Consider the following 22,680-nt stretch of genomic DNA (forward strand, 5'->3'; position numbering starts at 1 on the left):
TCCGCCCCACCCCCCCCCCCCCTACCCCCCCCCCCCCCCCCCCCCCCCCCCCCCCCCCCCCCCCCCCCCCCCCCCCCCCCCCCCCCCCCCCCCCCCCCCCCCCCCCCCCACGACGGTTTCGCGCGTGACAGATGTTCGGCAGATGATCTGCGCGTTGTGTCGCCGAGTCAGGTTCCGCTATAGTCGGCTCTGATTCATCGTGGACTGGCCCCCACCGGTCTGCTGGCAGCCTCAAGCTACCTAAATCAATATCGGAGTGCCGGATGGCCAACGATGGGGTAAACGATCCAGTCAATACTGGACGTCGACGGTTTCTGTCAGCAACCACTGCGGTGGTTGGCGCGGTCGGCGTCGGATTTGCAGCGGTACCGTTCATCAAGTCCTGGAATCCCAGCGCCCGCGCCAAACTGGCCGGGGCGCCGGTGATCGCCGACATCAGTGCCCTGCAGGAAGGCCAGCGCCTGGTCCTGGAGTGGCGAGGGCAGCCGATCTGGATCGTCAAGCGGTCCAAGGCCATCCTCGATGCGCTGCATGGTCTGGACGGTCGCCTGAAAGATCCCGAGTCGGGCGAGAAGGAACAGCAGCCGGACTACGTGCTCAAGCAGAACCCCGAATTCCGTGCGATCAAGGCCGATGTCTCGGTCCTGGTCGGGCTGTGCACCCATCTGGGCTGCTCGCCGGAAATGGTGGCCGAGATCCGCCCCGAGCCGTACGACCCGCAGTGGAAGGGGGGGTACTTCTGCCCCTGCCACAAGTCGCGCTTCGACATGTCTGGTCGCGTGTTCAAGGATGTTCCGGCGCCGATCAACCTGCTGGTGCCGCCGCACCATTACCAGGACGACAACACCATCATCATCGGCGTTGACCCGCAGGGGGCGGCTTGAGCATGGCCAATATCCTTACCCGCACCGCCACGGGCGTTGCCGACTGGGTCAATGCGCGCGCACCGGGCCTGATGCCGGTGTACCGCAAGCATGTGAGCGAGTACTACGCGCCGAAGAACTTCAACCTCTGGTACTACTTCGGTTCGTTGGCGCTGCTGATCCTGGTCAACCAGATCGTGACCGGCATCTTCCTCACGATGCACTACAAGACCAACGCGGCCGAAGCGTTCGCCTCCATCGAATACATCATGCGCGATGTCGAATGGGGCTGGCTGATCCGCTACATGCATTCGACCGGCGCCTCGCTGTTCTTCATCGTGGTCTACCTGCACATGTTCCGCGGCCTGCTGTACGGCAGCTACCAGAAACCGCGCGAGCTGGTGTGGATCCTGGGCATGCTGATCTACCTGGTGCTGATGGCCGAAGCCTTCATGGGCTACGTGCTGCCGTGGGGCCAGATGTCGTTCTGGGGCGCCAAGGTGATCATCTCGCTGTTCGGTGCCATTCCGGTGATCGGCAACGGCCTCACCGAATGGATCATGGGCGACTACCTGCCCAGCGATGCCACGCTCAACCGCTTCTTCGCCCTGCACGTGATCGCCCTGCCGCTGGTGCTGCTGCTGCTGGTGGTGCTGCATCTGGGCGCGCTGCACGAAGTGGGCTCCAACAATCCCGATGGCGTGGAGATCAAGAAGGGGCCCAAGGGCAACCGCTGGTCGGCCACCGCACCTGCGGACGGGATTCCGTTCCATCCGTACTACACGCTCAAGGACGGTGTGGGCGCCGGCTTCCTGCTGGTCATCGCCGCGTTCATCATCTTCTTCGCACCGGCGTTCGGCGGCCTGTTCCTCGAGCACGACAACTTCACCGAGGCCAATCGCCTGGTCACGCCCGAGCACATCAAGCCGGTCTGGTACTACACCCCGTACTACGCGATGCTGCGGGTGGTGCCGAACAAGCTGGGCGGGGTGATCGTGATGTTCTCGGCGATCGCGATCCTGTTCCTGGTGCCGTGGCTGGATCGGGCCCGGGTCAAGTCGTACCGCTACCGGGGCCTGCTCTCGCGAGGCCTGCTCGGCATGTTCGCGGTCTGCTTCGTCTGGCTGGGCGTGATCGGGTCGGGCCCGGGCACGGACGCGCATGAGACCTATGTCGGACGCGTGCTGACCTTCCTGTACTTCGCCTTCTTCATCACCATGCCGCTATGGACCAAGCTGGACAGGACCAAGCCGGTACCGGACCGGGTGACCACGCATGACTGACCACTGGATTGTCCGGCTGGCCTGCGCGGCCGCCCTGCTGTTGGCCAGCAGCCTGGCCGGTGCCGCCGAGGGCGGCAAGACCCTGCAGGCCGGCAACGACCTCAGCGACCGCGCCTCGCTGCAGCGCGGCGCGCAGCTCTACATGAACTACTGCTCGGGCTGCCACGCGCTGAAATACCTGCGCTACTCGCGCATGGCCGAGGATCTGGGGCTGAGCGAGGAGGAGGTGATGAACAACCTCAACTTCACCGGCACACCGATCGGCGAGCAGATCCCGGTCTCGATGCCCAAGGCGCCCGCGGAGAAATGGTTCGGCAAAATGCCGCCGGACCTGAGCCTGATCTCGCGCGTGCGGGGCAGCGACTGGGTGTACACCTACCTCAAGTCCTTCTACCTGGATCCCTCGCGCCCGCTGGGCTGGAACAACACGCTGTTCCCCAACGCGTCCATGCCCAATCCGCTGTGGGAAATGCAGGGCCTGCAGCACGCCGTGCATGGCAAGCCCGACGCCCCCGGTGCCGACGCGCCGGTGATCGGGCTCAAGCTTGCGCAACCGGGCAATGTGGACCCGGGCCAGTACGACCAGGCGGTGCGCGACATCACCAACTTCCTGGAGTATGCCGGCGAGCCGGCGGCACTGAAGCGGCAGAAGCTCGGCGTGTGGGTCATCCTGTTCCTGGCATTCCTGACCTTCCTGGTCTATCTGCTGAAGAAGGAATACTGGAAGGACGTGCACTGAACGGGCAGGGCGCCGCCGTTGCGATTCACGGCTACGGGCATGAGACGCATGGCCTATTGGCTTTTGTGATGTGCAGTTGCACACTCGGGTACTGTGACGACTGCCAGCACTGGGCTGGTGGCGCCGATACGACCGGCGGTTTCCGGTCGTTGGAGAGCCTTTGATGGCGGCGAGCGTACGCATGCGGAATACCCTGACGCTGTTTTCCTCGAACGACGATGTCCTGTGCCATCGCGTACGGCTGGTGCTGGCGGCCAAGGGCGTCACTTACGACCTCGTTCCGGTCGATCCGCAGAACCCGCCCGAGGACCTCATCGACCTCAATCCGTACCACTCCGTGCCCACCCTGGTGGAGCGTGAGCTGGTGCTGTATGCGGCGTCGGTGGTCAGCGAGTATCTGGACGAGCGTTATCCGCATCCTCCGCTGATGCCGGTCGATCCGCTGTCCCGCGCGCGTATCCGCCTGGCCATGCTGCGCATCGAGCACGACTGGGTGCCGCAGGTGCAGGCCATCCAGCTGGGCAACAAGACCCAGGCCGAGGCCGGCCGCAAGCGCCTGCGCGAGCTGCTGACCAGCGCAGTGCCGCTGTTCAAGGCCAGCAAGTTCTTCCTCAACCCGGAAATGAGCCTGGCCGACTGCGCGATGGCGCCGATCATCTGGCGCCTGCAGTCGCTGGACGTGGCGCTGCCCAAGGATGGCAAGTCGATCGAGGATTACGGGAACCGTATCTTCCGCCACCCCGGTTTCATCCGCAGCCTCACCGACCAGGAAAAGAAGCTGCGCGACCTGCCCACCTGAGCCGTGCGCCGGGGGCGATGACTGCATCGACGCTTTACGTGTCCAGCGCCGATGCTGACCGCTGTGGGTGCTGGCGCGTACACTTGCATCAGGCAATCCGGATCAAGAGCAGCCGAGCACGGCTCGGCTCTACCACATGACTGAAGACACTTTCCGCATGACCAGCCACCGTCCGTACCTGTTGCGGGCCCTGGTGGAATGGATCAACGACAACGATCTGACCCCGCATATCCTGGTCGACGCGGGCATGCCCGGCGTACAGGTCCCGCAGAGCGCGGTGAAGGATGGCCGGGTGGTGCTGAACATCGCCGAGCGCGCCGTGGTCCGGCTGAACATCGACAACGAGGGCGTGAGCTTCTCGGCGCGGTTCTCCGGTACCAGTTATCCGGTGCAGGTGCCGATCTCGGCCGTGCTGGCGGTCTACGCCCGCGAAACCGGGCAGGGCATGGCGCTGCCGGACGACATCCCCGGCCACGACCCGGGCCCGGACGACGAACTGCCGCCGGACGATTCCCCGACGCCGCCGGACGACGCACCGCCCAAGCCCAGCGGCCGCCCGCATCTGCGCGTGGTCAAGTAAAAACAGAATGGCCGCCGCAAGGCGGCCATTTTTTTGCGGCAGGTCCGATTCGTGGTCGGACGCCCCTGCCGGACACCCCGCCTGGATCAGACGTCTTCGGCGTCGCGGGTATCCACATCGCGGCGGATCTCGCTGATCCGCGCCGCCGACGGCCCGACGAAGGCCACCAGCTGGTCGCCGCGCAGCACCATGCGGCCGCTGTGGCGGTCTACGCCGTCGTGCGAATACTCGAACTTGAAGGTGCGCTCCCAGCCCAGCCAGCCACTCTCCTTGCGCACCACGCGCAGGCCGGTGGCATGCACGCTCTGGTCCAGCCACTGCACATTGGCGGCGTTGCACGCATTGCGGCCCAGTTCGCCCGCGCGCTCGGCGGCGGCGCGCGAGGAGTTCCAGAAGGCGTAGACGAACGCGCCGGCAATCATCAACAGGATCAGGCTGGGCATCGGCGGCTCGGTACGTTCAGGGCGGGTGGCCTTCCAAGATGGCGACGAATGCCGCACGGATCAAGCCGCCCACAGCACCGCGATCACCGTGTCGTGGGTGGCGGCGGCGGGGGAGCGGGGAGCGACACCGCAGGCGGAGCAGCCGGCGCGGTCGGTAGTGGCGGCACTGCGTCCTCAGGGGCTGGCGCCACGGGCGGCAGCCTGGCCGGCGCGGTCGCCACCAGCTTCAGAAGGGCGGCCCAGTCCTGCCGGTTGAAGCTGCATTCGTCCTCGCGGCCGGGGGTGCAGCCGGGGTCCACCCCGCTGCTGGCGCTGGCCTTGGCCGAGGGCAGCTCGATGCGGCCGCTGCGGTCCAGCGACAGCTTGCGCATCGCCACCGTGTTCATCACGTTGCCGCCGACCAGGTACAGGGTCCGGTCGCCGCCCACGTTGGCGGCGATCACCACTTCGCAGTGCGACTTCCAGTGGGCCACCGCGCCACTGCCGAGGGACTGCACCAGGCCGCTGTAGCTCAGCGTTTCGCGGCGGTCGCGCAGGAAGCAGAGCAGGTCGCCGGGTGCCGGCTTCTCCTGCGCGGGGTCGGTCATGCGGTAGGGGCCGCTGTTCTGGTAGGCGGCGCGGATGTAGTCGATGTGGCGCGGCGAGCGGGTGAAGCCGGGCACGCTGGCGCGCGTCATCACCCAGGAAATGAAGGCCGCCGACCACGGGTTGTCGATCAGGAACGCGCGGCAGTCGCTGTCGGTGTAGCGGGTGCCGAGCGGGGCCATGCAGCTGGACGCGCCGGGCTGGTCGCCCATCGGCGACAGCGTGCCGCTTTCGCGCCAGTAGCCCACCACCCGCTGCCAGGCGATCAGCCCGTTGTCGGCCAGGTGCTCGCGCTCGGCTTCGGTGACGCTGAGGCTGGCCGCGCGCCCGTCGCGGTCGATGAAGGGGCGGAACCACAGCCGGTGTTCGTTGCAGGCGGTCTGCACGATGTTCACCGCCAGCGGGCTCAACCCGTAGCGCGGCGGGATGTCGCAGACTTCGGCGGCCGACGCGGCGGCCGGCACCAGCATCGCCAGCGGCGACAGGCATGCAAGCAGGAGCAGGGGGCGCATGCGCGCTCTCCGGGTGGGGGCAGCAAGAGCCTCGCAGACCCGGGCTGCCGACGCCGTGAACGTGGGCAGCGGTGGGGGCCGACCGTGGGCTGCCGTGGGTGCCGACCGTTGGTCGGCACGGCACGCGCCACCTCAGCCCGGCGGCGGGCCCAGCTTCAGCGACAGGTCGATGGCCTGCACATGCTTGGTCAAGCCGCCGATCGAGATGCAGTCCACGCCGTCCTCGGCGATGGCGCGCAGTCCGGCCAGGTCCACGCTGCCGGAGACTTCCAGCGGAATCCGGCCGGCGGCGATACGCACCGCCTCGCGGCGCAGATCGGCGTCGAAGTCGTCGATCAGGATGCGTTCGCAGCCCACTGACAGCGCTTCGCGCAGCTGGTCCAGGTTTTCCACCTCGACCACCAGCGGCAGGTCCGGCCACTGCGCACGCGCTGCCTGCACCGCAGCGGTCAGCGAGCCGGCCGCACGGATGTGGTTCTCCTTCAGCATCACCGTGTCGAACAGCCCCAGGCGATGGTTGTCGCCGCCGCCGCAGCGGACCGCGTACTTCTGCGCCACGCGCAGGCCCGGCAGGGTCTTGCGGGTGTCCAGGATGCGGGTGCCGGTGCCGGCCACCGCCGCGACGTAGCGCGCCGTGGTGGTCGCCGTGCCGGACAGGGTCTGCAGGAAGTTCAGCGAGGTGCGTTCGGCACTGACCAGGCTGCGGTTGCGGCCATGCAGGATCGCCAGCACGGTCCCGGCCCGGACGGTATCGCCCTCGGCCACGCGCCAGTCGATGGTCACGTCCGGATCGAGCGCGCGATGGGTAGCATCGAACCACGGCCGGCCGGCGATCACCGCGTCCTGCTTGCACAGCAGGTACGCGCTGTCGGGACGGTCGGGCAGCAGGGCGGCGGTGACATCACCGGTACCGATGTCTTCCGCCAGCGCACGGGCGACGTCCTCGGCCACCACGGCCGCGGACGGGACGGGCAGCGGGGCCGGGCTCATTTTTCCGGGAAGTCGGCGATCTGCGCCGTTTCGATGGCCTCTTCGGCCAGCAGCACCGGAATGCCGTCATCGACGCGGAACACCTGCTTGCGGTCGCGCGTCAGCAGCGCTTCGCGCAGGGGCTGGGCCTGGGGGCTGCCGTCGGCCTTGGCCACGCCGCCGGCACCGATGGCGCGGTTGAGCGCGTCGAGGGCCTTGGCATCGAGCAGGGACAGGGGCTGGCGCGTGTCGGGCGAGCACAGCAGGTCGAGCAGCTTGCGGTCCATGATTCTTCGTCTTGCGTGGAAGATGGCTAGAATACGTCTTTAAGGCAGGTGACGGCCAATGACCCCCAACCAAACCGCGCCGCTCGTCGGCATCGTCATGGGTTCCCGCTCCGACTGGGAAACCATGCAGCACGCAGCCCAGAAGCTTGATTCACTGGGTGTTCCCTACGAAGTGAAGGTGGTATCGGCGCACCGCACGCCGGACGTGCTGTTCACCTACGCCGAGCAGGCCGGGTCGCGCGGCCTGCGCGCGATCATCGCCGGTGCCGGCGGCGCCGCGCACCTGCCGGGCATGATCGCGGCCAAGACCGCGGTGCCGGTGCTGGGTGTGCCGGTGCAGTCCAAGGCCCTCAACGGCATGGACTCGCTGCTGTCGATCGTGCAGATGCCGGCCGGCATCCCGGTCGCCACCTTCGCCATCGGCAATGCCGGCGCGTCCAACGCGGCCCTGTTCGCCGCCGCCATGCTGGCCTCGGACCAGCCGGCCATCGGCCAGGCGCTGGAGGCGTTCCGCGCCCGCCAGACCGAAGACGTCATGGCCCACGACGACCCGCGTCAATGACCATGAAGACCGTCGGAATCCTGGGAGGCGGGCAGCTGGCGCGCATGATGGTGCTGGCCGGCGCGCCGCTGGGCCTGCGTTTCGAGTTGTTCGACCCGGCCGCCGATGCCTGTGGCGCCCAGGTGGCGCCGCTGCAGGTGGCCGCCTTCGAGGACGAGGCCGCGCTGGCCGCGTTCGCGGCGCGGGTGGACGTGGTCACGTTCGATTTCGAGAACGTTCCCGCGCACAGCGCCCGCTTCCTGGCCGAACGCGTGCCGGTGTATCCGAACCCGGATGCGCTGGCCGTGGCCCAGGACCGGCTCAGCGAAAAAAACCTGTTCCGGCAGCTGGGTATTCCGCTGCCGCCGTTCGCCGATATCCGCAGCCGCGACGAGCTGGCCGCCAGGGTTGCCGAGTTCGGCAGGCCCTGCATCGTCAAGACGCGCCGCCTGGGCTACGACGGCAAGGGCCAGTTCCGCATCCGCAGCGCGGCCGACATCGACGCGGCCTGGGCCACCCTGGGCGACTACGTCGACCGCACCGGCCTGATCCTGGAGGGCTTCGTGGCCTTCGATCGCGAGGTCAGCGTGGTGGCCGTCCGTGGCCGCGACGGGGAGTTCCGCGCGTGGCCGGTGACCGGCAACTGGCACGTCGATGGCGTGCTGTCGGCCAGCCTGGCGCCGGCACGGCTGAGTCCGGCCCAGCACGACGCCGCCATCGGCCATGCGCGCGCGCTGGCCGAACGGCTGGACTATGTCGGGGTGTTCGCGCTGGAGCTGTTCTGCCGCGGCGACGAGCTGCTGGTCAACGAGATGGCGCCGCGCGTGCACAACTCCGGCCACTGGACCATCGAGGGCAGCGAGACCTCGCAGTTCGAGAACCACCTGCGGGCCGTGCTTGGCCTGCCGCTGGGCGATACGCGCATGCTCGGTCACGCCTGCATGCTCAACTGGCTGGGCGCGATGCCCGATGCCGCTGCGGTGCTGGCGCAGTCCGGCGGCCACTGGCATGACTACGGCAAGCAGCCGCGTGACGGCCGCAAGGTCGGCCATGCCACCCTGCGCGACGATGACGCCGCGCGTCTGGCCGGGGCGCTGGAGACGGTCGGCGGGCAGCTCGATCGCAACGCCCAGGTCGCCCCGGTGATCGACACGCTGCGCGGCTGACCGGCAGGTCGGCGCGGATGCCCACCTGCGGTGGGTGCCCCCCGAAAAGGTAGGTGCGCACCGTTGGTGCGCACACTGCCTGCAATCGCGGCGGGATCGGTGCGACCGGACGCCCCGTGCCGACCAACGGTTGTCGCCCCCCCAATTCCCTCCCTTTCTAACCGCGGTCCGTACCTACCAGTACCACCGGCACCTACCGCTCAGCCGTCAATCGCGCAGCTGCGACGCCACGAAGTCCCAGTTGACCAGCTTCCAGAACGCCTGCAGATAGCGTGCGCGTTCGTTCTGGTAGTCGGTGTAGTACGCGTGTTCCCAGACATCGCAGGCCAGCAGCGGGGTGCTGTTGCCGGTCAGCGGCGTGCCGGCGTTGCGCGTGACCTGGATGGCCAGCGCGCCGCCGGGGTGCTGCACCAGCCAGACCCAGCCGGAGCCGAACAGGCCCAGTGCGGCCTGGTCGAACTCATCGCGCAGCCGGCGTACGTCGCCGAAATGGCGGGTCACCAGTTCGGCCAGGCGGCCCTGCGGATCGCCGCCGCCACGGGGATGCAGGCACTGGAAGTAGAAACCGTGGTTCCAGGCCTGCGCGGCCGCGTCGAACAGGCTGCCCTGGCTTTGCCGGACCAGATCGTCCAGGGCCAGATCCTCCAGTTCGGTGCCGGCGATGCGGGCGTTGACCGCGTCGAGGTAGGCGCGGTGATGCCGACCGTGGTGCAGGTCCAGGCTCTCGGCCGACAGGTGCGGCTGCAGGGCGGTACGGTCGTAGGGCAGACGGGGCAGTTCGAAGGGCATGGTCACCACGGGCGGGGAAGGGGCGCCGTATGCGGGGCCAGTAGGCTTACAATGGCGGGCGAGGGAAGTCTAGCCGACCGGTGAGGTCGGGTTGTCCCACATTGGAGGGAGAGTCGTAGTGGCGGTGATGCAGCAAATCCAGGCCGAAGTCGAACGTTACCCCCTCGTGTTGTTCATGAAGGGCACCCCGCAATATCCGATGTGCGGCTTTTCCAGTCGTGCCATGCAGGCGCTGATGGCGGCCGGCGCGGTCGCGCTGCGCACGGTCAACGTGCTCGAAGAGCCTGAGATCCGCGCCAATCTGCCGCGTTTCTCGAACCTGCCGACGTTCCCGCAGCTGTTCATCCACGGCGAGCTCATCGGCGGCTGCGACATTGTGCTGGAGCTGTTCGAGTCCGGCGAGCTCAAGCGCATCGTCGAAGAGGCCTCCCAGGCATGAGTGCGGTCCCGTCCGTCGTGGTCGGGACCGGCGCACTGGCCGATCGTGTGATTCTCATTGCAGGCGCGGGCGGCGGCTTCGGCAGTGCCGCCGCCGTGGCCTGTGCCCGGGCGGGCGCCACGGTGGTCCTGCTGGGGCGCAAGCCGCGCCGGCTGGACCGGGTGTACACCGCCGTGCAGGCAGCCGGCCCGGAACCCCTGCTGTATCCGATGGATCTGGAAGGGGCGACCCCGGACGACTACGCCGCGCTGGCCGAGCGCCTGCAGGGCGAACTGGGGCGTCTGGACGGGCTGCTGTACTGCGCGGCCGATTTTGCCGGACTGACCCCGTTCGAACTGGCCGATCCGGCCGCCTTCGCCCGGGCTGTCCACGTCAATCTCACCGCGCCGGCCTGGCTGACCCAGGCGTGCCTGCCGCTGCTGCGCCAGCGCGACGACGCCGCGGTGGTGTTCACCGTGGACGACCCGACACGGGTCGGGCAGGCCTACTGGGGCGGCTACGGCGCCGCCCAGCACGGGCTGCGGGGCCTGATCGCCTCCCTGCACGACGAACTGGGCCGCAGCCCGGTGCGGGTCAGTGGCCTGCAGCCGGGCCCGATGCGCACCGCCCTGCGTGCCCGCGCCTTCTCGCTGGATGAAGACCGCACCGCGCGTGACCCGGCCGACTGTGCCGATGCCGCCGTCCTGCTGCTGTCCGCCGCCGGCGCCGCCCACCGCGGCCAGATCTTCGAGGGCTGAGCGCGTCGCGGCCGCTGGGGCCTGCCCGCGCCACGCCGGGTAGTGCCGGCCGCTGGCCGGCTCCCCAGCCAGCCTGCGCAGAACCCGTGCACCCCGCTGAATCCCGGAATGCCCGCATTCAGCCGGTCACAATCAAATGTGAAGATGGCGTCACGATCCCGTTGTGATGGCGTGTGTTTTGTCGCCAAACCGTCACAATCCAACGGTACCGTGTTAATCTAGTGTTAACCGTTGCGGCTGAAACCAGCTCGCGGCTAGGGAACCCAGATAAAAGTCCAGTCAGCCGCCAGCAAGGCTGCTTGGGCGCGTTTTTTTCTCCGCCATCGCCAATCTCGCATCGAGGCTACTCCCCAATGACCCACTCCCGTTGTCTCCGGATGTCCAAGCTGACGCTTGGTCTCGTGGCTGCACTTGCTGCCGCTCCCGCCTTCGCCCAGAGCACCTCTGCCGGTGTCGGCGGCCAGGTAATGTCGGCTGCAGGCGCGCCTGTCGCCGGTGCAGAAGTCACCATCACGCATACCGAGTCGGGCACGGTCAGCCGTGCGACCACCGATGCATCGGGTCGTTACAACGCGCGCGGTCTGCGTGTGGGTGGTCCGTACACCATCACCATCAACAAGCCCGGCGCTGGCACCAAGACCGAAGATGGCGTCTACCTCGGCGTGAGCCAGTCGGCGACGGTCAACGCTACGCTCAACGGTGATATGGCAGCGACCAACCTGGATGCTGTCCAGGTCACCGCCGTCGCGGCCGGCTCGGAAGTGTTCAGTGCGACCAAGATGGGCGCCGGTACGAACATCAGCCGTCAGACGATCGATGCACTGCCCTCGGCCGGTGGCAACATCCAGGATTACGTCCGCCTGGATCCGCGCATTGCGCAGACCAACAAGGCCGACGGTCAGATTTCCGTAGGCGGCCAGAACCCGAAGTACAACGCGATCCGCGTTGACGGTGTGTCGATCAGCGACACCTTCGGCCTGGAAGACAACGGCATGCCGACCCGTCGCCAGCCGGTTGCGATGGATGCGCTGGAAGCGATCAACGTCGACCTGTCCAGCTACGACGTCACCATCGCCGGCGCCACCGGTGCGGTGATCGACGCGGTGACGAAGTCCGGTACCAACGAGTTCCACGGTTCGGTCTACGGCTCGTACCGCGATGGCGACTGGTTCGGCAAGGATCCGGCCGGTTACAAGTTCGACGGCTTCGACAACGAGCGCACCTACGGCATGACGCTGGGTGGTCCGCTGGTCAAGGACAAGCTGTTCTTCTTCGCCAACTACGAAAAGCAGGAATGGAAGTCGCCGGGCGCAAGCGTGGCCGACAGTGCGCTGGGCAACGGCACGATCAGCCAGGCCCAGATCAATGAAGCGACCCGTCTGGCCAGCACCCTGTACGGTGTTGATGCAGGCAGCGTTGGCGACGTCGATGGCAGCACCGACCTGGAAGAATATGCGGTCAAGCTGGACTGGAACATCAACGACAATCATCGTGCCAGCTTCCGCTACAGCAAGGTTGAGCAGAACCAGGCGCGCACCCCGACCACGGGTGGTTCGATCGTCAACCTGAGCTCCTCCTTCTTCCAGCAGCAGAAGACGATCGAGAACTATGTCGCCCAGGTCTTCAGCGACTGGACCGACACCTTCTCGACCGAATTGAAGGCGTCGTACCGCGACTACACGTCCGCGCGCATCATGCCGGGCGAAAAGATTGCCACCACCAAGATCTTCTTTGGCGGCAATGTGGATTCTCCGACCGGTGAGTACATCATGTTCGGGCCGGACCCGAGCACCCCGGGCAACCTGCTGCAGACCAAGACCTGGAACGGCTACGCGTCGGGCGTGCTGACCCTGGGCGACCACGATGTCAAGTTCGGTGCCGACTTCAGCAGCAACGACGTGTACAACATGTTCGTCCAGAACCTGTACGGCACGTACGAGTTCTTCGGCCTGGACAACTACGCGGCCGGCAACTGGAGCAACTACGTCCAGCACCTTCCGCAGCCGGGCCTGAGCGATGACACCATCGCCGCCAGCTTCAAGTACCGTGAGCTTGGCCTGTTTGCGCAGGACACCTGGTATGTCAACAACAACCTGACGCTGACCTATGGCGTCCGCGCCGACAAGCCGACCGTCAGTGGTCGTCCGACCCTGAACTCGGCTGCCCTGGCCTCGTTCGGTCTGGACAACAGCTACGTCAACGGCAAGGACAAGTGGCTGGTCCAGCCGCGCTTCGGCTTCAACTACACCTTCGATTCGGAGCGTCCGACGCAGCTGCGCGGCGGCGTGGGCCTGTTCCGCGGCGCATCGCCGCAGGTGTGGTTCGGCAATGCATTCAGCACCACCGGTCTCAACTACCTGCGCTACACCGGCGAGCAGGGCGGCACGATCAACTCGGGCAACTGGGCCTATGAGCCGATCGTGGCCGATCAGGTCCGTCCGTCCGTCGGCACGCCGGAAACCAACGTCACTTACGTGAGCCCGGACTTCGAGCAGCCGTCGGTGTGGAAGGCCAACCTCGCGCTGGATCACGAGTTGCCGTGGCATGGCCTGGTCGCATCGGCCGAGCTGCTGGTGACCAAGGTCAAGAGCGACCTGTTCTACCGCAGCATCAACATCGGCGAGTCCACCTTCAAGGGTCAGGACGGTCGTGACATGTACTACGACCCGTCGCGCATCGGCCGTTCGTGGACCACTGCCAGCAACCGTTACAACCGTGATCGCAACTTCGGCAACGTGTACGTGTTGGAAAACACCGACAAGGGCCGCAGCAGCCAGTTCACCGTGTCGTTGGCCAAGCCGTTCTCGCCGGAAAGTGATTGGAGCTGGAACGTGGGTTACACCTACACCGACTCCAGCATGGTCAGTGACATGACCAGCTCGACGGCCGGTTCGACGTGGAACTACAACTACATCTTCAATGCCAACGAAGAAACGATCGGTACGTCGCGTTACCAGATCCGCAACCGCGTCAGCAGCAGCATCAACTGGAGCCACAAGTTCTTCGGCGACTACAAGACCAGCGTAGGCATGTTCTACGAAGGTCGTAACGGTCGTCCGTTCAGCTACGTGTACTCCAACGATGCCAACGGCGAAGGCCGCAGCGGCAACGACCTGTTCTACGTGCCTGCCGGCCCGGGCGATGTGCTGTTCGGTACCCTCAGTGCAACCGGTCAGTTCACCGCCAACCCGGCGATGGAAAAGTCGTTCTTCGAATGGCTGTCCGCCAACCCGGAACTGGCGCGTTACGCTGGCCAGGCAGCGCCGCGCAACTCCGGCCGCTCGTCCTGGGTGAACAGCTTCGATCTGCGCATCAGCCAGGAACTGCCGGGCTTCTTCAAGGGCCACAAGTCCGAGATCTGGCTTGACGTGATGAACGTCGGCAACCTGATCAACAAGGACTGGGGCCATATTGAAGATTACGGCTTCTTCGCGAACCGTCGCGTCCTGACCGCCGCGGGCATGTATGACGGCAAGTACGTCTACAGCAACTTCAACCCGAACAATGTCGAGCGTCCGACGGTTGCCAATGGCAGCAACGGCAACGGCAATACCGGTGTGTCCCAGTGGTCGATGCAGCTGGGCTTCCGCTACAAGTTCTGATGAAGTGATGTAGCACCGCTGTACGCAGAACGGCCAGGGCAACCTGGCCGTTCTGCTGTCCGGCGCCATGCTTGCTCCCGTGCGCGGTTGCGCGTATGCTCAACCGGTTGCGCCGCAAAAGGCGCCCGTACGGCGGCCCAGAGCAGCGCCGGGGTGCCACATATCCAACGGTCGGGTCTCCCCGGCCGTTTTGCTTTTTAAGGGGGCAGCGGTACAGTCGGACACCTTGAGGAAAGCAGAAAAGATGGAAATGAAAATCACCGAAACGCCGGCGCGCACGCTGCCGGTGCAGGACGCGCGGATCTACCCGCGCGGTGGGCTGGATGTGTTGTCGCGTGCCGAAGTGGCGCGCCTGCGCGACGCCTCCGGCGGCGGCATGCACGAGCTGCTGCGCCGTTGCGCGCTGGCCGTGCTGACCAGTGGCAGTGCCTCGGACGATCCGCGCGCCGCGCGCGATCTGTACCCGGATTTCGACATCCAGGTGGCGCAGCAGGACCGCGGCGTGCGCATCGATCTGGTCAACGCGCCGGCGATGGCCTTCGTCGACGGCGAGATCATCCGCGGTGTGGCGGAACTGCTGTTCGCGGTGGTCCGCGACCTGGCCTACATGGCCATCGAAATGGGCCCGGCCTACGCTGCCGAACTGGAATCCTCCGAGGGCATCACCAACGCCGTGTTCGGGCTGCTGCGCAATGCACGCATCCTCAACCCGGGCGACCCGAACCTGGTGGTGTGCTGGGGCGGCCATTCGATCGGCCGCGATGAGTATCTGTACACCAAGCAGGTCGGCTACGAGCTCGGCCTGCGCGGGCTGGACATCTGCACCGGCTGCGGTCCGGGCGCGATGAAGGGCCCGATGAAGGGGGCCACCATCGCCCATGCCAAGCAGCGCAAGCATGTGACCCGTTACATCGGCCTGACCGAGCCGGGCATCATCGCCGCCGAGTCGCCCAACCCGATCGTGAACCACCTGGTGATCATGCCGGACATCGAGAAGCGCCTCGAAGCGTTCGTCCGGATCGGCCACGGCATCATCGTGTTCGCCGGTGGCGTGGGTACCGCCGAGGAAATCCTCTACCTGCTCGGCATTCTGCTGCGCGAGGAGAACAAGGACCTGCCGTTCCCGCTGATCCTGACCGGCCCGACCGTCGCCGCGCCGTACTTCGAGCAGATCGACCGGTTCATCCGCCTGACCCTCGGCGATGAGGCCGCCAGCCGCTACGAGATCGTCATCGGCGACCCGGTCGCGGTGGCGCGGAAGATGTCGGCCGGCATCAAGCGTGTGCGCGAGCACCGCCTCGCGCAGAAGGATGCGTTCTTCTTCAACTGGTCCATCGAGATTCCGTGGGAGTACCAGCAGCCGTTCGTGCCGACCCATGAGGCGATGGCGGCGCTGGACCTGCATCACGGGCGGGCGCCGCATGCGCTGGCCGCGGACCTGCGCCGGGCCTTCTCGGGCATCGTCGCCGGCAACGTGAAGGAAGATGGCATGCGCCGCATCGAGGAGTTCGGCCCGTTCGAGATCCACGGCGACGCCGACATGATGCAGGCCCTGGACGAGCTGCTGCGCGCGTTCGTCGAACAGCGCCGCATGAAGATTTCGGGCGAGTACCAGCCCTGTTACAAAGTCCTGGCCTGAGCCGGGCAGGGGGCTGACGGCGGGCAGGGGTGCCTGCGGCCAGCCCCGCCAGGGGTACATGGGCGTCAACGCATTGACGCCTGTCGCCCCCGGGCGACCGTTCGTCCTGCCGCCGCTTGCCGCCGGGCGGCAGGGCGTCCATCTTCTGTGTCATCACGCTGGGGAGCGTTCCATGTCTTCACGCCGGTCCAACGGCTTCACACTGGTCGAGTTGATGATCGCCATCGCGGTTGTCGCGATCCTGGCTGCCATCGCCTACCCGAGCTTCCAGAGCGTCCTGCGGTCGAACCGTCTGGCCACCACCAGCAATGAAGCCTCCGGCCTGATCGCGCTCGCGCGCAGCGAGGCCATCCGCAACAAGCGCGGCGGCGGCGTCTGTGGCAGCGCCACCGGCACCAGCTGCGACGGCAGCTGGAGCAAGGGCATGCTGGCCTGGTCCGACGTCAGCGGCGACGGCACCTTCACCACCGGCGAGGTGGTCCTCCGTTACATGGTGGTCAACAAGGCCGTGAGCGCCAGCGGCCCGGATTCCGCCGCGATTGCCTTCGATGCCCGTGGCCGCCGCCGTGGCGCCGATCCGCAGGAAATAGCGCTGCAGCCGGTCAGTTGTGGCAGTCGACCGCTGCGCCGCCGCCTGACCGTCAATGCCTCCGGCCAGCTCAGCACCCTCAAGGAGAACTGCTCATGAGACGTTTCCGTGCCTCCGGGGGACGCAGGGCCGCCGGTGGGTTCAGCATGATCGAAGTGCTGGTCACCATCATCGTGCTGGCCTTCGGCCTGCTCGGCTTCGCGCTGCTGCAGACCATGAACGTGCGTTTCGTACAGAGTTCCAACTACCGCACCCAGGCCACCAACCTGGCCTACGACCTGATCGACCAGATGCGCGCCAACCGGTTCCAGTCGGCGTGGTACACGGGCGCGTCGTTCTCCTCCGGCACGGTGACCCGCGCCGCCTGTACGCGCCCGACCGGGTCGGTGACCATCAGCCAGAACGTGGCCCGCTGGCAGTGCCAGGTGGTGCAGGCGCTCGGTGAGGGTGCCAGTGCCACCGTCACCAATGCCAACGGGCAGGTCCAGGTCGACATTGCGTGGGGCGACCAGCGCTGGGACAAGGCCAACCCCAATGCCCGCACCACCTTCACCGCGGTGACCCAGCTATGAGCCGTGCGTCCACCCTGCCGCGCGCCGTCGCGGGCATCTCCCTGATCGAGGTCATGGTCGCGATGGTGATCGGCCTGGTGCTGATGCTGGGCGTGATCCAGGTGTTCACCGCGTCCCGCGAGGCCTCGCAGCTGGCGCAGGGCACGGCCCGCGCGCAGGAGAATGCGCGCTTCGCGCTGGAGTTCCTGCAGCGCGACATCCGCATGGCCGGCCACTTCGGCTGCGTCAACGACCAGGCGCACTTCGTCAAGAATCAAGGGGATCCTGTGGTGAACATCGCCGGCGTCGACACCGGTGGTGGCAGCGCATTGGACTTCTCGGTATCGATACAGGGCTACGAAGCCCCCAGCAGTGCGCCGAACAGCAACCTCACGCTGGGCGCGACCTGGGTGACCCCGACCATGCCCGACCCGCTGAAGAGCCTGAACGCGCGCGGCGGCAGCGATGTTCTCGTGCTCCGCTATCTCTCGCCGGTGGGCGTGCCGGTAACCAGCATCAGCGCAGGAACCGACAATATTGTCGGCTTCGACAGCGATCTGGGCAGGCGCCTGCTCGAGGATGGCGTTGCCACTCCCACCCTGTTCGGCATCGCGGACTGCAGCCATGCCGATGTGTTCATCGGTTCCTATGCGGCTGGCAGTGTCACTGCCAGCGGCGCCACGCTCAGCCGCTACAACGTGCAGCCGACCGGTGAGACGATGCTCTACCGCGCCGAGTCGATTGCGTACTACGTGGGAACCTCGGCCAACGGCGAACCGGTGCTGATGCGTGCGCGGGCCAATGCCGCCGGCAACTATGTCGTGCGCGAAGAGCTCGTTGAAGGCATCGAGAACCTGCAGGTGATGTACGGCCTGGACACCACTCCGGTGATCAGCCAGACCCAGTTGCCGGTCGGCAACGTCACCGTGCAGGGCACGGCGACCGACGTAAGCACCGGCAATGATGCGGTAGCTGCCAATCAGTGGCGTCGCGTCGGGCAGGTCCAGGTCGGTGTGCTGGCACGCAGCCCGAACCCCTCGATGGCCACGTCGTCTGCCACGGCGGTGAACGACCCGCGCCTGCTTGGCGTGCGTTTCGTTCCTGCGGCCGCCACCGACGGCCGCTACCGTGCGGCGTATGAATCGACCATCGCCCTGCGCAACCGTCTCTTCGGGAACTGATGCCATGAACCGGTCCTCCAGAACCTTCACCGCCCCGGCGCATCAGCGCGGCGCCGTGCTGTACGTCGCCCTGATCATGCTGATCCTGCTGGCACTGATCGGCATCGCCGGCATGCAGGTGGCCGGCATGCAGGAAAAAATGGCGGCCAACTACCGGGCCACCAACACCGCGTTCCAGGCGACTGAAAGCATGACCCGGCGCACCGAGCACGCCATCGAGGCGATCGCCAACCGCACCTCGCCGGCCAGCGATGCGCCGATCACGGCCAGCAACATCGCGCTGAACTGTGATGATGGCTATGACCCGGTCGACTGGGGCCGGAAGAAGTCCATCACCGGCGCCGACGCGGTCAACGTGCGCCGCATCGACTCCTGCATCATCGGCGGCGGCTCGCTGGGAATGGGCAAGGCCCTGGACCCGACCGCACCGATCTACCAGATCACTTCCTTCGCCACCGATGTGCCGGCAGGTCCGTCCTCGTCGGCCGTCATCGACACCGTATTCAAGCTCTGAGGGCTGCCGGCATGATTTCCCGCAAACTCGGTATCACCGCAGGGGCAGGTGTGCTGCTGCTCGGTTCCGGCCTGTACTTCATGTACAGCCTGTTCGCCGCCCAGGGGCAGGGTGAACTCGCGACGGCGCCGCTCAATTCGGTCAGCTCGGCGCCGCCGGCGTTCATCATGGCGGTCGACGACTCCAACTCGATGACGTTCGAGCGCATCTTCGTCGGTGGCGACGGGCGCATGCAATGGAACAGCAAGAACAGCAGCTTCTTCAACTCCGCGGGTGTGTTCTTCGACGTGGGCGCGAGCTGCCCCAACGCTGCGGTGGACTGCTTTGTCTACCTCTTCCCGCACAACGGCTACAACAGCAGCTACAGCCCCGGGCGGGCGATTCCGCCGCTGGATGAGTTCGGCTTCGCGCGTTCGCCGACCTACAACGCCGGCTACTTCAATCCGGCGGTGAAGTACGATCCGTGGCGCAAGTCCGACGGGGTGGGCGCTGCGAGCCTGTGGGCCGCCGCCGTGCCTGGCACCACCCGCGCGGATCCGCGCTCGGATTTCGCCACCGGCTACAACGTGACCTACAACATGGCGTCGTCGCGCGCCGTGTCGTCCGAGAGCTTCGGCATCGTGACCGGCATGACCCTGCCCAAGGGCACGGTCTATTACTCCGATGGCGAGATCTGCAATACCACCTACACCGTCGTCATCAACAACCGCAACCAGACCTTCTCGAACAAGGATGGGTTGCCCGACGCGAAGAAGAAGTGGGTCGAGCTGGCCAGTGACTGGAAAGCACCGACCAGCTGCCTGGTTCCGCTGCAGTACTTCCCCGCCACCTTCTATCTGCCGGCGGATGCGCCCGCACCGGCCGGCTACAAAACCGCCAACGCGAACCGGCCGGTCATCGCAAATGCCTGCGGCCCCGGCTGCGATATGCGCCGCTATACGATCACGTCGAACAACTACGACAGCGGCTACGACGACGCGATCAAGAACTTCGCCAACTGGTTCCAGTATCACCGTAACCGCATCCTGTCGATGGTGGGCTCGTCCTCGCATGCGATGGGCGAGATCGAGAACATGCGGGTGGGGTACTTCACCATCAACAACCTGGTCGACGTGACCATGTACGACGTGAAGCTGCAGCGCGCCGAGCTGTACAAGAAGATCTACAGCCTGGGGCCCAACGGCGGCACACCCAACCGCGGAGCGGTGGATTTCCTCGGCAAGCAGTTCCGTCGCACCGATGCCGGCGCACCGGTCGCGCTGGCCTGCCAGCGCAACGGCGGCATGTTGTTCACCGACGGCTATACCAATACCACCAGTACCGTGCCCAAGGGCACCGACTACGGCAATGCCGATTCCTCCGGTACGACGCACTTCAGCGGTGCGCCATTCGGGGATAACTACAAAAACACCATCGCCGACATCGCAGCGGCGTATTACGACGGGCCGCTGGTGCCGTTGCGGACCGATGCGAACTTCCCCGCCGGCCAGGTGCCGGTCAGCAAGCAGTGCCAGACGCTGAGCAAGACGTCGCCCGACTGGAAGCGCCTGGACTGCCAGCCCGACCTGCACATGAACTTCTACGGGGTCACGCTGGGCGCCCAGGGCAAGATCTACGAGGTCAACCAGGCGGCCACCAAGGATCCGTACACCAACGCGCCGAACTGGAACGGCAACGGTGACCCGATGGATTCGGACGACGGCCGTGTCATCGACGAGCTGTGGCATGCCGCGATCAACACCCGCGGTGAGTTCATCAACGCCAAAACGCCGGCCGAAGTGACCGCTGCCATGCGCCGTGTGCTGTCGGCCGTGGCCGCCGGTTCCTCGCCGTCGGGCAGCATCGCGCTGACCGGTGCGCGCATCGGCGCCGGCTCGCTGACGGTGACCCCGACCTATGAGGTTGCCAACGAAGGTACCGACTGGTTCAGCCGGCTGGCGGCCAACCAGGTGACGGTTGATCCCGGCACCCAAGCCGCGGTGTACACCCCGATCTGGGAAGCCAGCACCAAGTTCCCGCTGGCGGCCGCACGCAAGATCTACTTTGCCGACGGCACCGGCATCAGCGAGTTCACGACCCCGAAGGTCACCCTGGACCTGCTGTGCAGCACGCCCAGCGACCGGTACCCCGGCATGAGCCGCTGCGACAGTGCGGGGCTGACCGGTCTGGCCACGGACGCGACGGCCACCGCCTATCTGCGTGGTGATGCCAGCGGCGAGGTCCGCAATGGCGGCAAGCTGCGTGACCGCACCACGATCCTGGGCGACATCATCAACTCGTCCCCGCAGATCAGCGCGCCGATCGACGACTTCGGCTATCGCGCGCTGCCCGGCAGGCCGGGCTCGACCTATGCTGCCTACATGAAGGCCAAGCTGAGCAATCGCTACATGGTCTATGTGGGGGCCAATGACGGCATGCTGCATGCCTTCGATGGCGGGCTGGATTCGGACGGCAAGGCTGCGGGCAACGGCGGGCGCGAGCTGTTTGCCTATATTCCGGAGACGTCGGTGGGCCACATGGGCAACCTGCTCAAGCCCTACAACCCGCTCAACGCCAAGGACCAGGTGCCGCACCGCTACTTTGTCGATGGTCCGGTCACCGTGGCGGACAGCTTCTACGAGGACGCCTGGCACACCACGCTGGTCGGTACCACCGGTGCCGGCGGGCGCGGCGTGTTCGCGCTCGACGTGACCAGCCCGGGCGACTTCGGCGGCAGCAGCCGCCTGTGGGAGATCAACGATATCTCCGGCGCCTCCACGGATATCAGGAACAACATCGGCTTCGTCCTCGGCAAGCCGGTGATCGTGCCGTTCAAGTCGGGCAACACGGTGTCCTGGAAGGCCATCTTCGGCAACGGCTACAACAGCAAGAACGGCAAGGCCGTGCTGTTCGTGGTGGACATCGGCACCGGTACGCCCAACGTGCGCATGATCGAAGCGACCGAATCCGGCGCGGGGGCGCCGTCGGGCGTCAATGGCCTGGGCAACATCGTGGTGCTGGACCGCAAGGACAATGGCGATTCCACGCGGATGGTGCGCGATGGGTACGCCGATACCGTGTATGGCGCTGATGCCAACGGTGCCGTGTGGCGCTTCGACCTTCTGGAGAGCGCCAATACGGTGAGCAAGCCGGTGTTCACCACGCTGTCGCGCGTGGAATCGAGGATGACCTACCGCCAGCCGATTCTCGGCGGCCTGGTGGCGGCCTCGGGCGAAGGCGGTGGCGTGCTGTTGATGTTCGGCACGGGCAGCTTCTCCTTCGCCAATGACGTGGCGGATGAAACCACCCAGTCGCTGTACGCCTTCACCGATCGCTCCGGCGCCACCATCACCACGGTTACGCGGGCCAATCTGCTGCCCTATTCGGTCGAGGTGGCCACCGACGGGGTCTCGCGCTCGATGACGATGGGAACCCGGCCCACCGGGTCCTTGGGGTGGTACATCGATCTGCCCAGGGGCGAACGCATGATCGGCTATCCGGATGTGGTGTCCGGCGTGGTGTTCATGCCGACCTATGCGGCCCTGCTCAACTCGACCGGTTGCAGTACCGTCGGCAAGAACTGGCTGTTCGGCCTGGATGCGCGATCCGGTATGGCGGCATTGTCCACCGTCCGGTTGGGCTCGCCGGGCGGCAAATCCTACGCGGCGGGCACGGCGGCGGTCGCGCTGGATACCGGCGGTTCGGCACCGGTCAAGGACGTGGCAGTGTCGGTGGTGCCGCGCCTGCAGGCGCCCGCCAACCCGGGCGGCGGTGCCGCACCGCCCACCGTGCCGGGCAGCGGCTGCTGGATGGTGGTCAACGTGGCCGGCGCCCAGCCGATGTACCTGCCTTATCCCTGTGGTCGCCAATCCTGGCGCCAGATCCAGTAACGG

Annotated in this window: 21 protein-coding genes; 16 read left to right on the forward strand and 5 right to left on the reverse strand. The window is 66.5% G+C overall.

The window, feature by feature from the left end:
- Nucleotides 1-263 precede the first annotated feature (263 nt).
- The 5 genes from petA (at nt 264) to ACO6VK_RS11685 (ending at nt 4,264) form a co-directional block, all read left to right on the forward strand.
- Entirely contained in the window at nt 264-884 is a 621-nt protein-coding gene (petA, locus tag ACO6VK_RS11665; protein WP_017354852.1) for a ubiquinol-cytochrome c reductase iron-sulfur subunit, read from the forward strand.
- Nucleotides 885-886: 2 nt separating this feature from the next.
- Nucleotides 887-2,146 (forward strand): cytochrome b, encoded by a 1,260-nt coding sequence (locus ACO6VK_RS11670; protein ID WP_422507326.1) that lies wholly within the window; start codon nt 887-889, stop codon nt 2,144-2,146.
- A complete protein-coding gene (locus ACO6VK_RS11675) occupies nt 2,139-2,885 on the forward strand; it encodes a cytochrome c1 (protein ID WP_422507328.1) in 747 nt (248 codons plus the stop codon). Before ACO6VK_RS11670 ends, ACO6VK_RS11675 begins: the two co-directional genes overlap by 8 nt.
- Nucleotides 2,886-3,048: 163 nt before the next feature.
- Nucleotides 3,049-3,684: a glutathione S-transferase N-terminal domain-containing protein gene (locus ACO6VK_RS11680; protein WP_017354849.1), complete on the forward strand. Its 636-nt coding sequence runs from the start codon at nt 3,049-3,051 to the stop codon at nt 3,682-3,684.
- Between the two features lie 136 nt (nt 3,685-3,820).
- Nucleotides 3,821-4,264, forward strand: coding sequence for a ClpXP protease specificity-enhancing factor (locus ACO6VK_RS11685; protein WP_422507330.1), 444 nt, complete (start codon nt 3,821-3,823; stop codon nt 4,262-4,264).
- Nucleotides 4,265-4,350: 86 nt separating this feature from the next.
- Here ACO6VK_RS11685 and ACO6VK_RS11690 read toward each other — a convergent pair whose 3' ends face one another.
- From ACO6VK_RS11690 to ACO6VK_RS11705, 4 genes are all read right to left on the reverse strand, one after another.
- Complete coding sequence (locus ACO6VK_RS11690; RefSeq protein WP_422507332.1) at nt 4,351-4,707, reverse strand: DUF3301 domain-containing protein; 357 nt, start codon at nt 4,705-4,707, stop codon at nt 4,351-4,353.
- An 83-nt stretch (nt 4,708-4,790) separates the two neighbouring features.
- A complete protein-coding gene (locus tag ACO6VK_RS11695) occupies nt 4,791-5,804 on the reverse strand; it encodes a DUF2272 domain-containing protein (protein ID WP_422507334.1) in 1,014 nt (337 codons plus the stop codon).
- Between the two features lie 132 nt (nt 5,805-5,936).
- The gene (gene nadC, locus ACO6VK_RS11700) at nt 5,937-6,794 is read right to left on the reverse strand and encodes a carboxylating nicotinate-nucleotide diphosphorylase (RefSeq protein WP_422507336.1); all 858 of its coding nucleotides are present in this window, start codon (nt 6,792-6,794) and stop codon (nt 5,937-5,939) included.
- A complete protein-coding gene (locus ACO6VK_RS11705; RefSeq protein ID WP_422507338.1) occupies nt 6,791-7,060 on the reverse strand; it encodes a Trm112 family protein in 270 nt (89 codons plus the stop codon). The genes nadC and ACO6VK_RS11705 overlap by 4 nt, the downstream gene beginning before the upstream one ends.
- 58 nt (nt 7,061-7,118) lie before the next feature.
- On the opposite strand from ACO6VK_RS11705, the gene purE reads away from it, so the two are divergent.
- Together purE and ACO6VK_RS11715 are read left to right on the forward strand one after the other, a co-directional pair.
- The gene (gene purE / locus ACO6VK_RS11710; protein ID WP_422507340.1) at nt 7,119-7,622 is read left to right on the forward strand and encodes a 5-(carboxyamino)imidazole ribonucleotide mutase; all 504 of its coding nucleotides are present in this window, start codon (nt 7,119-7,121) and stop codon (nt 7,620-7,622) included.
- Between the two features lie 2 nt (nt 7,623-7,624).
- The gene (locus ACO6VK_RS11715; RefSeq protein ID WP_422507342.1) at nt 7,625-8,767 is read left to right on the forward strand and encodes a 5-(carboxyamino)imidazole ribonucleotide synthase; all 1,143 of its coding nucleotides are present in this window, start codon (nt 7,625-7,627) and stop codon (nt 8,765-8,767) included.
- A 207-nt stretch (nt 8,768-8,974) separates the two neighbouring features.
- On the opposite strand, the gene ACO6VK_RS11720 is transcribed toward ACO6VK_RS11715, so the two are convergent.
- Nucleotides 8,975-9,556 (reverse strand): superoxide dismutase, encoded by a 582-nt coding sequence (locus tag ACO6VK_RS11720; RefSeq protein WP_422507344.1) that lies wholly within the window; start codon nt 9,554-9,556, stop codon nt 8,975-8,977.
- A gap of 118 nt (nt 9,557-9,674) precedes the next feature.
- Between ACO6VK_RS11720 and grxD the strand changes: the two genes are divergently transcribed.
- The 9 genes from grxD (at nt 9,675) to ACO6VK_RS11765 (ending at nt 22,677) form a co-directional block, all read left to right on the forward strand.
- Nucleotides 9,675-9,995, forward strand: a complete 321-nt coding sequence (gene grxD, locus ACO6VK_RS11725; protein ID WP_411850548.1) for a Grx4 family monothiol glutaredoxin — start codon at nt 9,675-9,677, stop codon at nt 9,993-9,995.
- A complete protein-coding gene (locus ACO6VK_RS11730) occupies nt 9,992-10,732 on the forward strand; it encodes an SDR family NAD(P)-dependent oxidoreductase (protein WP_422507346.1) in 741 nt (246 codons plus the stop codon). Before grxD ends, ACO6VK_RS11730 begins: the two co-directional genes overlap by 4 nt.
- Before the next feature lie 353 nt (nt 10,733-11,085).
- A complete protein-coding gene (locus tag ACO6VK_RS11735) occupies nt 11,086-14,334 on the forward strand; it encodes a TonB-dependent receptor (protein ID WP_422507348.1) in 3,249 nt (1,082 codons plus the stop codon).
- A 250-nt stretch (nt 14,335-14,584) separates the two neighbouring features.
- Nucleotides 14,585-15,973: a nucleotide 5'-monophosphate nucleosidase PpnN gene (ppnN, locus tag ACO6VK_RS11740; RefSeq protein WP_411850551.1), complete on the forward strand. Its 1,389-nt coding sequence runs from the start codon at nt 14,585-14,587 to the stop codon at nt 15,971-15,973.
- A gap of 172 nt (nt 15,974-16,145) precedes the next feature.
- Nucleotides 16,146-16,661, forward strand: a complete 516-nt coding sequence (locus tag ACO6VK_RS11745) for a GspH/FimT family pseudopilin (RefSeq protein ID WP_422507350.1) — start codon at nt 16,146-16,148, stop codon at nt 16,659-16,661.
- Nucleotides 16,658-17,134 carry a type IV pilus modification protein PilV gene (pilV, locus tag ACO6VK_RS11750; protein WP_422507352.1) on the forward strand — a complete coding sequence of 159 codons (477 nt, stop codon included), beginning with the start codon at nt 16,658-16,660 and terminating at the stop codon, nt 17,132-17,134. The genes ACO6VK_RS11745 and pilV overlap by 4 nt, the downstream gene beginning before the upstream one ends.
- Nucleotides 17,131-18,294: a PilW family protein gene (locus tag ACO6VK_RS11755; protein WP_422507354.1), complete on the forward strand. Its 1,164-nt coding sequence runs from the start codon at nt 17,131-17,133 to the stop codon at nt 18,292-18,294. Before pilV ends, ACO6VK_RS11755 begins: the two co-directional genes overlap by 4 nt.
- A gap of 4 nt (nt 18,295-18,298) precedes the next feature.
- Entirely contained in the window at nt 18,299-18,808 is a 510-nt protein-coding gene (locus ACO6VK_RS11760; RefSeq protein ID WP_422507356.1) for a pilus assembly PilX family protein, read from the forward strand.
- Nucleotides 18,809-18,819: 11 nt separating this feature from the next.
- Nucleotides 18,820-22,677 (forward strand): pilus assembly protein, encoded by a 3,858-nt coding sequence (locus ACO6VK_RS11765; RefSeq protein WP_422507358.1) that lies wholly within the window; start codon nt 18,820-18,822, stop codon nt 22,675-22,677.
- Nucleotides 22,678-22,680 lie beyond the last annotated feature (3 nt).

The sequence above is a fragment of the Stenotrophomonas sp. GZD-301 genome (assembly GCF_049310345.1).
Taxonomy (GTDB): Bacteria; Pseudomonadota; Gammaproteobacteria; order Xanthomonadales; family Xanthomonadaceae; genus Stenotrophomonas.